The organism is Paraburkholderia sp. MM5482-R2 (assembly GCF_050436125.1).
In the GTDB taxonomy this organism is placed as follows: Bacteria; Pseudomonadota; Gammaproteobacteria; order Burkholderiales; family Burkholderiaceae; genus Paraburkholderia; species Paraburkholderia tuberum.
On sequence record NZ_JBNDLP010000002.1, the window covers coordinates 292,700 to 305,292 of the forward strand.

Consider the following 12,593-nt stretch of genomic DNA (forward strand, 5'->3'; position numbering starts at 1 on the left):
CCACCTTACTTGATGTACCAGCCCCATGGCTTGTCACTGTCGTACCGCGTAATCTGTTTTGTTTCCAGATAGTTGTTAAGGCCCCATTCGCCAAGTTCGCGGCCGATACCGCTTTGCTTATAGCCACCCCATGGAGCTTCCGTAAAAGTCGGTTGCGAGCAGTTAATCCAGACAATGCCGGCGCGCAGCGCTCGCGCGACACGTTCGCAGCGCTCGTTATCGCGCGACATCACCGCCGCAGCAAGGCCGAAGCGCGAATCGTTTGCGGACCGCACCGCGTCCGCCTCAGTGTCGAACGGTCGAATGCATACGACCGGCCCGAAGATTTCCTCACGCCAGACCCAGCTTTCTTCCGGTACATCGGCAAAAACGACGGGCTCCATAAAGTAACCCTTATCGAGGTGTGCGGGTCGTTCTCCGCCAGTTACCAGTCGCGCGCCTTCTTCCTTGCCACGCGCGACGGCTTCGAGCACTTTCTCATACTGCCCCTCGCTAACGAGTGGTCCAAGCAGCACGCCGTCCTCAAGACCGTTCCCGATAGTGATTTTGCGCGTTTCCTCTTCCAGCCGCTCGAGCAGGCGCCCGTAAATTTCGCGCTGCACGAGAACGCGCGACGTCGCAGAGCAAACCTCTCCCTGGTTCCAGAAGATGCCGAACATAATCCATTCGACGGCCGCATCGATATCGCTATCTTCGAAGACAATGAACGGCGACTTGCCGCCCAGTTCGAGGCTCACATTCTTGATGTCGCGCGCAGCGGCCTGCATGATTCGGGTACCGGTCGGAACGCTACCGGTGAACGCCAGCTTGTCGATACCCGGATGCTCGCTCAGCGGGGCGCCTGCGTCCTTGCCAAGACCGGTGACCACGTTGAGCACGCCGGGAGGAAGTTCAGCACCGGCCGCAATGTCGGCGAGCTCAAGCGCAGTCAGAGGCGTGAGCTCCGACGGTTTCAGGACCATGGTACAGCCAGCTGCGAGAGCAGGCGCGACCTTCCATGCGGCCATCAACATCGGAAAGTTCCAGGGGATGATGGCCCCCGCGACACCGACCGGTTCCTTGCGAGCAACCGAGCTGAAGCGGTCATCGGAAAGCGCAACAGGCTTCTCGGCATCGGCATCCAGCCTCTCGGCGAGACTCGCATAGAATTCGAAGCAACCGGCTGCATCGCCCAGGTCCCATAGGGCCTCCGGAAGCGGTTTGCCATTGTCACGAACTTCGATTTCCGCAAGCTCCTGCAAACGGTCACGAATGCCCTTCCCGATTCTGCGAAGGACAGCGGCGCGCTCGGCGCCGCTCATACGGGGCCATGGGCCTTCGTCGAATGCTTTGCGGGCAGCGTTGACTGCAAGGTCGACGTCTTCCGAGGTTGCGGCAGCGACCTTTGCAATCACCTTCTCATTGCTCGGGTCAACCGTATCGAAAGTCCCACCCTGCAGGGGCGAAACCCATTGGCCGTTGATATAGAGATGCTCGTACGATTTCATCGAATTCGTCCCGTCAGGAGAAGCGGTAGGCGCTGAATGGTGTGAGGTTCTGTTTCGTCGGGTGCCCGGCAACCATGTCTGCAATCAGACGTCCAGTTGTTGCGCCTAATGTGAGACCGAGCTGGCCGTGGCCGAATGCCATAAACACGTTCTGCAGACGACGTGAACGGTCGATGATGGGTTTAGTGTCTGGCAGGAAGGGACGATAGCCAACGCCATACTCGACATCGTCCGTCTGGAGTTCCGGTAACACCCGCTTTGCTTTTTCAAGGATGATGTCGGCGCGCCTGAAGTTCGGTTTCGCGTCGCGTCCAGCGAATTCAATCGTGCCGCCAATCTGAAGGCCACGCGTCATCGGGCTGAAGCAGAAGCCTCCGTCCGCATAGATTGTGGAATGACGGATTTCGACGCCCGGATTCGCAAGTACGGCCTGGTAGCCTGCAATACCCTCGAGCGGGATGCTGACACCTAGTGCGTCGAAAAACCGTCGCGAACCGATGCCAGAGGCCACAACAACCGCACTGGCCTGCACGCGTTGGCCGTTTGCTAGCGTGACACCCGTTGCTCGCCCATTCGACTCGTCGATGCGGGTGACCTCCGCGCGAATGCGCCGACCACCGTGGGCAACGAAACTTTCCGTGAGCGCGGCAACGAAGCCCTCTGTGTCGCTGACCGCTCGCCAGTCAGCAAAGAGCAAACCGTGAGCGAAGCGTCCTGCCAATGCGGGCTCAAGGTCACCGATTTCTTTTGCGTTCAGCCGCTGCGATTTGAAGCCGAGGGATGTGCGCAGGTCGAGGTGTGGTTGCTCGTGGGTGATGCCCGCTGGATTGTCGAAGACTTCAAGAATCGGACGCTCACCCATCAAGGTCTTGTCCTCACAGGCATCAAGCAACGGTGCATAGTCGGCATACACGTCGTGCGTGAGCGTCGCCATTGACTGCGCAATGTCGACAATCTTCGAATGGCGCGCGCACATGAGAAAACGGAAAAACCACGGCACGATGCCCGGCAGTGCACTTGGGCGCAATGCAAGAGGACCTTTCTGGTCCATCAACCAGCCAGGTACCTTCATCAAAATGCCGGGTTTCGACAACGGGATGATTTCGCTCACCGCCATCTGGCCACAACTCCATTTCGCCGTACTGTTGCCTGGCGCTTCGGGGTCAACCAGCGTAACGGCGTAGCCACCGCGCTGAAGATAGAGTGCGCAGCAGACTCCGATGATGCCGCCACCGACGACAGCGGCGGATTCCTGCACTACAGGAGCCTGGCTGGCCGTGAAAGAATCACGAGGAACGGCGTTCACTTGGAGAACTCCTGCAGGTCAAAGCCATGCGCGTAGGGTTGCGAGTCATCGACGTAGTGCTCCGAACGCCCAGTCATCCAGGCGCGTCCCTCAACACTCGGCAGCACGGCATCGATACCACTTTTTAACTTCAGCGTAGATTCAACACGGCCGATAAAATGGCTACCGATGAGGCTTTGATGGGTGAAAGTCTCTCCTTGCTGCAGCAGCCCCATTGCATGGCGCTGAGCCACGCGCGCCGACGTGCCCGTTCCACAAGGCGAACGGTCAATCAGGCTGTCACCTGCGATGACGACGGCGCGAGCATCGGCGTCCTTCGAAATCGGAGCACCCGTCCACATACAGTGCTTGACGCCGCGAATGTTCGGGTTGTCGGGGTGAACAACATCGACCGTGTGGTTGACCAAGACCTGCATCTGGCGGCCGCAATCAAGCAGTTCCTCGGGGGAGAAATGCTCGCAGCCAGGGAAGTTCGGCTGCACCTCGACTATCGGATAGAAGTTGCCACCGTAGGCAATATCGATGGTCAGTTTGCCGAACCGCGGATGGACCACTTCCACATCGCGATACAGCAGGAAGCTCGGTACATTTGTAAAGCGGACGGAGGTCAAACGCCTGCCTTCCGTCTCATAGTGAGCAGTAAGCTGCCCGGCAGGCACATCGACAACGACCTTGCCGGGCGACTTCGGATGAACAAGACCTGCTTCAAGTGCGAACGAAATGGATCCGATTGACGCATGCCCACACATGGGGAGGCAACCAGACGTCTCTATGAAGAGCAGGCTCATATCCGACCCAGCAGACAATGCCGGATAGAGGATGGTGCCCGACATGTGAGAGTGCCCGCGGGGCTCGAGCATAAGAGAACGACGAATCCAGTCGTACGTCGCGACGAACTCTTCACGGCGCTCGTTCATCGACTTCCCCGTAAGCTGAGGCGCGCCGTCAATCACCATGCGGACTGGCATGCCCTCTGCGTGCCCTTCGATGCACCTGAAACTATGTCTCGTCATTCCGATGTCTCGTGAAAGAAATGCGCCTACGGAATGTGTCCGTCGGCGCGCGTGCGTCAGACCTGGGCGGCCTCAAAAACAGCGCGGAACGCTGTCTTTTCTTCGTCCGTGAGCGGCTTGAGCGGCATACGTGCAGGACCGACCTTGAAGCCGGCGAGTTCGCAGCCGTACTTCACCTTCTGCACAAACTTGCCTGCTTCCATGGTCGCCATAACCGGAAACAGAGAACGCATCACGTCCTGCGCGCCGCGGATATCGCCAGCGGTGAACTTGTTGTAGAAATCAACCACCGGCTTCACGAAGCAGTTTGCCGGACCGCAAATCCAGCTGCTCGCGCCCCAGAGGAAGAAGTCGAGCGCCTGGTCGTCCGAGCCGCACGACAGTTGGTAATTGTCCTTGTACTTCTCGCCGATTTCGATGGCGCGCAACAGGTTGCCGCTACTTTCCTTGATGCCGATGACGCGCGGGTTGTCCTTGAACGCGTCCAGCACGCCGAAGCCCACTTCGACATTCGTGCGAACAGGGTAGTTGTACAGGACGATGTCGACGTCCGGAACTGCTTTCAGGATGGCTTCGTAGTGGCCGATAAGCTCTTCCTGCGACGGCAGCGCGTAGTACGGCGGAGCAATGAGAACGTTCTTGTAGCCCGCGTCGCGGACCAGTTGGACCTGTTCGATGACTTCGCGCGTGCACGAGCCGTTTGCGCCGCCGATGAGCATGCCGCGGTCACCCACGACTTCAAGGACCGTCTTCAGGATGGCGCGTCGCTCGTCGTGCGTAAGCGCGTAGTATTCGCCCGTCGAGCCCAGCGGAACGAATCCACTGACGCCAGCCTTGAGCTGGAACTCGAGGATGGACGCAAGCGTGTCGTGGTCGACCGCACCGGACACATTGAACGGGGTGACGAGTGCGGGCAGGATACCTTTCATCTGCATTTGAGTTACTCCGACAATCAAAAATACTGTTTGGGTTAATAGGCAAAACGTCTGAGGAAGCGCGATTCAACCAGCCCGACCAGACGTGTCAGCGGGAACGCGACAAGGAAGTAAATAATTGCAACTGCGGTCAGGAACTCCACCGGCCGAGCCGTGCTGTTGGAAATGCTCTCTCCAACAAACATCAGGTCTGCGACACCCACCGACGAGATGAGCGCGCTCTCCTTGAACAGGCTGACAATGTTCGAAAGGAGCGGCGGAACCGCCCTGAGCAGTGCCTGTGGAAAAATCACATAGAGAACCTTCGCTTGCGGCGTGAGGCTGAGGGCGGTGCATGCGTCATGCTGTTCGGCCGAAATTGATTTCAGGGCTCCACGGAAGGTCTCGCTCGTAACCGCCGCCATGTACATGGTCAGTGAGATGACGACTGACAGGTACGGAGGAATCGGTATCCGGAAAATAACCGGGAAGCAAAAGAAGACCCAGAAAAGCTGAATCAGCAGTGGCGTGCCGCGGAAGAACTGGACATAAAAAGTGGTCAGCCCTTTAACCCATGGTGTCGGCGACATCCGCAGCAGGCTCAACATGAATCCTGCGAGGCTCCCTATCACTGCACAGCTGCTTGTAAAAGCCAGCGTAACGCCCAGCCCCTTAAGCAGGACGTGCCAATAGGGAAAGACGGCAAAAAAGTTGAGGCTCATGTTCAGTTCCTTATCGCTGCATAGCCGCGTCCTGCCGGCGCTCGACAAGATGCACTAGCTTCGAGATGGGCAAGGTTAGTGCAAAGTAAATCAGCGCCACGACGGAGTAAGTCTCGAGAGGACGATAAGCTTCAGTCGCGAGACTCTTGGCGACGTACATCAGGTCAGCAACAGCAACGATGGCAACCAGAGCACTTTGCTGAAGACTGCCGATGCCGTTGGTCATCAGAACAGGCATCGCATTTCGCAGGGCTTGTGGCAGCACGACGTAGAACGTACGCTGCCAGGGACGCAGTCCCAACGCAACGCACGCGTCGAGATGCTCCTTGGGAACTGCCTGGACACCGGCTCGATACGCTTCCGCGTTGAAGGCAGTGAGATTCAGGCCGAGCGCAAGCACGCCCATAACGATGGGGTCGATGAACACATCTGCGAGCATCGGAATGCAGTAGAAGAACCACACAATCTGCAGCAGTGCGGGTGTGCAGCGGAAAAACTCGATGAAGAGCTGAGCCGGCCATCGAACGACTGCCCAGCGGCTCATCGCCAAGAGACAAAGAAGGAAGCCCAGAACAAGGCCCATGGCGTTGGAGGCAATAGCCAGCTCCAACGTCACCCTGAGGCCAGAAAGCAATGCCCCAACACTGCCTTCAAGAAAACTAAAGTCAAAGTGGTAGTTCATGGCTTTAACCTCAGTCGAGATGCAGAACTTTCTCGAGGAACTCGCGAGTGCGAGCCTCTTTCGGACACTTGAACATTTCGGCAGGTGCGCCCTGTTCCACGATTTTTCCGCTTGCGCAGAACACCACACGAGTGCCGATATCACGCGCAAAATGCATATCGTGCGTGACGATAATCATGGCCATCGTCTGTTCAGCCAACTGCAGCATTACGTTCTGCACTTCAACGACCATTTCCGGGTCGAGTGCCGACGTGACTTCGTCGAACAGCATCAGCTTTGGCTCGAGCATCAATGCGCGGGCGATTGCAACGCGCTGCTTCTGACCGCCGGAGAGCTGGCTCGGATATGCATGCAGCTTGCTTTCCAGCCCCAGCCGGGCGAGATATATCCGCGCACGCTCGGTGGCCTCTGCTTTCGACAGGCCGCCAGCCTTGACGGGGGCGAGAATGAGGTTGCCGAGCACCGACAGATGAGGAAAGAGAGTGTAGTGCTGAAACACCATGCCGATTTGCTTCTGGAGCTTGGCGTCAATGCGTTTTGCACGTCCTGCATCAGCGCCTCGAATGTAGGGCTGGCCCCGGAAGCCAATCTCGCCACTTTGAATTCCCTCGAGGCCCATCATGACGCGCAGCAGGGAGCTTTTTCCGCTTCCGCTAGGGCCGATGATGACAAGGCGGTCGTCAGCACGCATGTCGAGGTCCATCTTGTCCATGACGACAAGGTTCTCGCCGTAAGACTTGTACACCTGGCGAAACTGGACGAAGTCTCCGGTTGTGGAGACGGGAACGTCATGGACGGCGGATTGTCCGTTGGGTTGAATGGCCATGGTTTGGGGTGACAACATTGAAGTCTCTCCAGCGAAGCGCGTGCGATGCGCCTGAATAAGTAAGCGAGCCAAAACTGACGGTCTTCAAGCAACTCCGGCCGAGGCGCTCATGTCCGGCGGCTGGTACCCGGCAGGGAGGGTTTCGGGCGGACCGCCCTTCACCATACATCTCGCCGCGTGCTGCATTGCATTCTCTGATGTATGCAGCGTTGCACACAGTTTAGGCGGCTGAAATTTGCACTGTCAACCTCTATTCGAGGTTTTCAGGGAAACCGCTCAGGGGGTTAACCCGCAGCACAGAATTGCCAGTGATTTCTTGCTGCTGAGAGGCTTATATCGACAGCAATTCAGGCAAAAGTGAAAGGTTGAAAAACACGTCAGCTGCGGCCGCTCCATGCTCACTGCATCGCTGCGATGCCTGGGAGACGGTGCGTGCTAAGGTGCGCAAAGAGGCCTCCGCTGATGCGAAAGCCTTTAATTTGATTTAGAACTTGTGACGGATACCCAGCCGCACTACGGTCTGGCGGGCGCTTCCCGGTGCCTCCGTCGCGGTGGGCCCGATTGCGTAGATGCTCGCAAAGGTCGCATCCCCGGCTGCCTTCTGGTAAATGGCCATTGCGAATACGTCCGTGCGCTTTGAAAGGATGTAATCCAGCATCACGTTAAATTCGTGCCATTTCGGATGCAGGTCCCCGGTTGCGGAAGCTTGATTGCCGCTCGTGAAATAGTAGCCGCCGGACAAAAGGACGCTCGGTGTGAACGTGTAGGTCGCGTTTACTTCGTAATTGTCGAGTCGCAGGTAGCTGGAAACGATGGGGCCTGACTTGATGCCATCAAGCACCGTCCGGGCCCATGACGCTGCCAGCTTCACGGGGCCAATCGTGTACGTTCCACCCGCACCGTAGATGCGCTGACGGGCTGCGACGAACGGAGCGTCTGCATTGGATGAAACAGCGCCATCGGCGTTTGTGCCTGGATTATCCAGTTGCTCGAATGCCGCGCCGAGATAGATAGGCCCGTTCGCATAGGAACCCCCAACGCTATACGCACGGTTTTGCTTGAACCCTCCGGCCTGATTACTCATCCCGTACATCGTTCCGAACGTGAAACCACCCAGGTTCGGACTCGTGTACTTGACGGAATTGTTGACGCGGAAGTCGTTGCCGATGTTGTCACTGTCGAACGGATGGCACATGTATCCGCCGCCGTAGGTGCCGCACGAAGTCAGCGGATAAAGGTAGTCAACAACCGGGTCGTACTGACGACCGAGGGTAACCTTACCCCAAGACTGCCCCGACATCCCCACCCAGGCGAGGCGCCCGAATATCCGGCCACCTTGGCCGAGATTGCCGTTCGCCACGCTAAAACCATTCTCGAGCTGAAAGATAACCTTGTTCCCAGCCCCGATATCCTCTGCCCCCTTCAGGCCGAATCGACTTGCCTGCGGAGGGCCATCGGACAACATAAACGCGTGCGCACCGTTGCCGGTTTTGAGATTGCTCACGTAGTTGAATCCCGCGTCGATAATTCCGTACAAGGTGGCGCCGCTCTGAGCGTTGGCGACATTTGCGAGCATCATTGCAATAGCAGCGCCAAACAGCCGTGAAGCTTTCATATCGGACTCCTCAATATATTGTTTAAATCAGCTTGCGTTACGAAGACCCAACCTGCAGGAGACCTGCCGCACCATGCACGGAGTCGACATCTGTTGCCGCCTCCGACAGCAGCACCACCCTGAGGAACCGCCGGCCTCGCTTCCACGAACCGCCCGGCTAACAGCGCTCTCAGATATTCAAACGCTGCAGTGTATACATCAAAGTGTGCAACTTGCGCCGATTATGTCGCCCAATTTTCGACAAGGTCAAGCGAACAAAAACCGGATAGGTACCGCTCGAACCGAAGTGTCGCGATATATCGGGTTAACGCGGAGGTGAAAAACCGGTGGGCGACCCAAAAAAACAGTTTACTTGTCGAATTTTAGTCGACAAAATGATTGAAGGAAATCCGGAAGGCCCAAACGGGATGCAACGGATAGCACAGGGATGGCTCAACCCTCGAAAAACCGATGCTGGTTGTGCCGTGAGACGAGGTGACAAGGAACGTTCGATGAAGAAGCCCAACATTGTGTTCATCATGGCCGACCAGTTGACGGCTTACGCGCTCCCTGCGTATGGCAACAAAGTCTGCAAAACGCCGCATCTGGACAAGCTAGCGTCTGAGGGCACCGTTTTCGAGCACGCATACTGTCCGTACCCGCTCTGCGCGCCATCGCGCTTTGCTTTAATGAGTGGGCGCCTGCCTTCCCGGATTGGCGCTTACGACAACGCGGCCGAGTTTCCCGCGTCCGTTCCCACATTCGCTCACTACCTTAGGGACGCCGGCTATTACACGTGTCTGTCCGGCAAGATGCATTTCGTCGGCCCCGACCAGCACCATGGGTTCGAGGACCGTCTGACCACCGAAATTTACCCCGCGGATTTCAGCTGGACGCCGCTGACTTATGACGAGGTCGGCGACCCGGAGCACCCGGAAACGCATGTCAAGACCCAGGGCGTGTCAAGCGTTGAAACGGTCGCCGACGCGAATGCCGTCGCGCGGTCACTCCAAATCGACTACGACGATGAAGTCGCCAGGCGTGCGGTTCAGCAAATCTACGACTGGCGTCGATATGGTGACGGTCGCCCTCTATTCATGACAGTTTCGTTCACGCAGCCTCACGACCCGTACGTCTCGACTCCCGAGTTCTGGAATCTCTACAAGGACGAGGAAATCGACGAGCCTCGCGTCGCCGAAATTGAACTCGACAAGATGGACCCCCATAGCCGCGGCCTGTACTTTCACTACGGTCTCGACACGTACAACGTGACTGACGAAGTCTATCGGCGCGCGCGGCATGGCTACTACGCTATGATTTCCTATATCGACCAGCGCGTGGGAGAACTACGGGCGGCCCTCGAAGCCACCGGGATGGCAAAAGACACGATTCTGATGTTCACGTCGGACCACGGCGACATGGTTGGCGAGCGCGGTCTATGGTTCAAGAAAAACCTGTTCGAACCCGCGCTATCCATACCGCTCTTCTTCTACGACCCGCGCGCAAAGGGTCCCGGACGCGTAAAGGCCCCCGTATCACTCGTCGATGTGCTCCCCACTCTGGTTGACATTGCTAATGGAGACGAGAAAGCCATCGTGACGGCCTACGAAGGCAGCAGCCTTCTGTCTTTGATGAAGAAAGATGAGCCCGACCGGGTGGTTCTTGCTGAGCACCTTGACGGCGGGACGAAAGCTCCACGCGTCATGGTGCGAAAGGGAAAGTACAAGCTGGTCTATTCCAGGGCGTATCCTTCCCAGCTTTATAATCTTGATGCAGACCCGGGTGAGGTCAATAACCTCGCCGACGACCCGGAGGCTCGCCCCATCCTCGAAGAACTCAAGACGATTCTGGCGGAAACGTGGAACCTTGAAGACCTTCGGGAAGAAGTCGCGGCCAATCAGCGAACTAGGCAGTTCCTGATGCGCTCGCTGCAGACTGGTCGGGTTATCGACTGGGAAACTTATCCGAATGCGGTTCGCGACCACACGAAGTTTGTTCGTCGCGGAGAGTATTTCCCCGAGGTAGAACAGCGGTCGTACCTGAGATTGCCCGACAGCGATTGAACACGGCCCGGCGACCCAGATAGTCGGGAAGTCCTGGAAGGCTCTCCGCAATCTTCCCGAACAAACCAGATTGACTGCGGTATCCAATCAAAACGAAGCATGCTATGAACACTCTCCTAACTGACGACGAGCGCCGAGGAAAGGTAACCAGCACCAAAACGGTGTATCAGACGCTTCGCACCGAGATTCTGAACCTTGCGCAACGACCAGGAAGGCTTCTTGACGAGGCAACGCTGGCCGACCGGTTTCAGATGTCCCGTTCCCCGATACGCGAAGCGTTGATTCGGCTGGTCGGCGACGGTCTCGCAGTCGTGCTTCCCAACCGAAGCACGATTGTGTCGCCAATCGAACTGGAGGCGTTCCCGAAGTACGTCGAGGCGCTCGGTATCGCTCATCGCCTGAACTGCAGACTCGCCGCGACAAATCGTACGGACGAGGATCTGGTCATGATTGCGGCTGCTAACAAGGAATTGCTCGAGACAATCGCAACAGGTGACTATCTCAGCGTTTCTGCGGCCCACAAGAACTGCAATATGGCGACAGCGCGTGCAGGCCGGAATCCCTACCTGGCTGCGTTCTATGAGCGCCTGCTCGACGAACGCCGTCGGATGTTCAATCTGCACATCGAGCACCTGGGACAGACACACGATGCGAATCAGTTGTATCAACAGCACGAGATGATGTTGAAAGCCATCCGCGCCTGCGAACCCGACCTGGCAGACAACCTGGCGCTGGAACAGACAAGGCACTTTCGGGAGAGCTTTTTCGAATTCATGCGAAGCGACCAGGTCTCTGAGGTTGACCTGAGCAAAACCGTCGAGGGGTCATGAGGTGCCTGTTCTGGGTCGGCTGGTTGACGTATTGAACGCGACATCCGGCGGTTGTCGCCTTTAACAAGCGGGTTACGTCAACTGGAGGTACGGGCTTCAGACAGTTTTGTTAGGACGACATTTTAATTTGTCGGATTTCCAGTCAAATATTGCCAGGTGAAGAAGCTCAATGCACTGATGTGCACCATTCGAACGGATTGATTGACCACACCATCATTTTCTTTTTTGGGGTCGACATGTTAGGTAACTCTCGCTTGACTCTTGGTGCCGCAGCATGTGCGGCATTTCTCTCCGCTGCCCTCGCAAGCATGCCGGCCAAGGCCGATGATGCAAACACGTGGCAAGCCGTCAAAAAGGCGGGCGTACTTCGCTGTGGCGCCGCTGTCGCACCTCCCTATGTTATGCGCGACCCCAGTACCGGGACGCACAGCGGATTCTTCAGCAGCCTGTGCCGTGACTTCGGTGAGAAGATTCTGAAGGTCAAAGTGGAGTTCGTTGACACTACGTGGGACAACATCGTCGCCGGCTTGCAGTCGGAAAAGTGGGACCTCTCCATGGCGCTCAACGACACGCCTGCCCGACGGGAAGCCATCGATTTTTCCGCTCCGGCCATCGACTACAGCCTGTCGTTCGCGTACAACAAGAAGAATCCCAAGTTCGCGGGAGGTATCCACTCCCTTGCCGACATCGACAAGAAGGACATCAGAATTGCCGTCATGTCTGGCACCGCCGCGGACAAAGCCATTACTGCTGCCCTGAAGCAGGCAGAGATTGTTCGCTTGCCGGGGGACGATGAGGTACGGCTTTCCCTTCTTTCCCGCCGAGCAGATTTGGTTGCAGACCCGAGCATCACGAACATGCTTCTTACGCAGGCGCACCCGGACTGGGCAGCAGCGTTCAGCCCAACGCCCCCACTCGCGCACCAGAACGTTGCGTTTGGTCTTCGCAAGGGTACTCCGCCTGCGGACGTTGCAGTTCTCAACGACTTCATTGCGTCTCAGGTGAAGTCTGGGTCGGTCGACAAGCTTGTGAAGGCTTCGGTTCAACAAATGCTCGACGCCGCAAAGTAACAACTTCCGTATTCAAGCCGCCAACGACCTCTAAAAAACCCCGTTGGCGGTCTGATTGGAGACTGATTGAACAGCGCCCCGACGAG

The 12,593-nt window shown here is 57.3% G+C and carries 11 protein-coding genes; 3 read left to right on the plus strand and 8 right to left on the minus strand.

Features of this window, described 5'->3' with window-relative positions; translation table 11 throughout:
* Positions 1 to 5 precede the first annotated feature (5 nt).
* The 8 genes from OKW37_RS04380 to OKW37_RS04415 form a co-directional block, all read right to left on the minus strand.
* The gene (locus OKW37_RS04380) at positions 6 to 1,487 is read right to left on the minus strand and encodes an aldehyde dehydrogenase family protein (RefSeq protein ID WP_429407874.1); all 1,482 of its coding nucleotides are present in this window, start codon (positions 1,485 to 1,487) and stop codon (positions 6 to 8) included.
* 13 nt (positions 1,488 to 1,500) lie between these two features.
* Entirely contained in the window at positions 1,501 to 2,793 is a 1,293-nt protein-coding gene (locus OKW37_RS04385; RefSeq protein WP_429407872.1) for an NAD(P)/FAD-dependent oxidoreductase, read from the minus strand.
* The gene (locus tag OKW37_RS04390) at positions 2,790 to 3,806 is read right to left on the minus strand and encodes a 4-hydroxyproline epimerase (protein ID WP_184060948.1); all 1,017 of its coding nucleotides are present in this window, start codon (positions 3,804 to 3,806) and stop codon (positions 2,790 to 2,792) included. The genes OKW37_RS04385 and OKW37_RS04390 overlap by 4 nt, the downstream gene beginning before the upstream one ends.
* 56 nt (positions 3,807 to 3,862) lie before the next feature.
* Complete coding sequence (locus tag OKW37_RS04395) at positions 3,863 to 4,741, minus strand: dihydrodipicolinate synthase family protein (protein WP_184060947.1); 879 nt, start codon at positions 4,739 to 4,741, stop codon at positions 3,863 to 3,865.
* 35 nt (positions 4,742 to 4,776) lie between these two features.
* Complete coding sequence (locus OKW37_RS04400) at positions 4,777 to 5,442, minus strand: amino acid ABC transporter permease (RefSeq protein WP_184060946.1); 666 nt, start codon at positions 5,440 to 5,442, stop codon at positions 4,777 to 4,779.
* A gap of 10 nt (positions 5,443 to 5,452) precedes the next feature.
* A complete protein-coding gene (locus tag OKW37_RS04405) occupies positions 5,453 to 6,124 on the minus strand; it encodes an amino acid ABC transporter permease (protein WP_184060945.1) in 672 nt (223 codons plus the stop codon).
* A gap of 10 nt (positions 6,125 to 6,134) precedes the next feature.
* A complete protein-coding gene (locus tag OKW37_RS04410; RefSeq protein WP_184060944.1) occupies positions 6,135 to 6,968 on the minus strand; it encodes an amino acid ABC transporter ATP-binding protein in 834 nt (277 codons plus the stop codon).
* 466 nt (positions 6,969 to 7,434) lie between these two features.
* Positions 7,435 to 8,565 carry a porin gene (locus OKW37_RS04415; protein ID WP_260321173.1) on the minus strand — a complete coding sequence of 377 codons (1,131 nt, stop codon included), beginning with the start codon at positions 8,563 to 8,565 and terminating at the stop codon, positions 7,435 to 7,437.
* Between the two features lie 491 nt (positions 8,566 to 9,056).
* Between OKW37_RS04415 and betC the strand changes: the two genes are divergently transcribed.
* From betC to OKW37_RS04430, 3 genes are all read left to right on the plus strand, one after another.
* Positions 9,057 to 10,607 carry a choline-sulfatase gene (gene betC, locus OKW37_RS04420; protein ID WP_429407868.1) on the plus strand — a complete coding sequence of 517 codons (1,551 nt, stop codon included), beginning with the start codon at positions 9,057 to 9,059 and terminating at the stop codon, positions 10,605 to 10,607.
* A gap of 104 nt (positions 10,608 to 10,711) precedes the next feature.
* The gene (locus OKW37_RS04425) at positions 10,712 to 11,437 is read left to right on the plus strand and encodes a GntR family transcriptional regulator (RefSeq protein ID WP_184060942.1); all 726 of its coding nucleotides are present in this window, start codon (positions 10,712 to 10,714) and stop codon (positions 11,435 to 11,437) included.
* Between the two features lie 197 nt (positions 11,438 to 11,634).
* Positions 11,635 to 12,507 carry a substrate-binding periplasmic protein gene (locus OKW37_RS04430; RefSeq protein ID WP_429407866.1) on the plus strand — a complete coding sequence of 291 codons (873 nt, stop codon included), beginning with the start codon at positions 11,635 to 11,637 and terminating at the stop codon, positions 12,505 to 12,507.
* Positions 12,508 to 12,593: the final 86 nt, after the last annotated feature.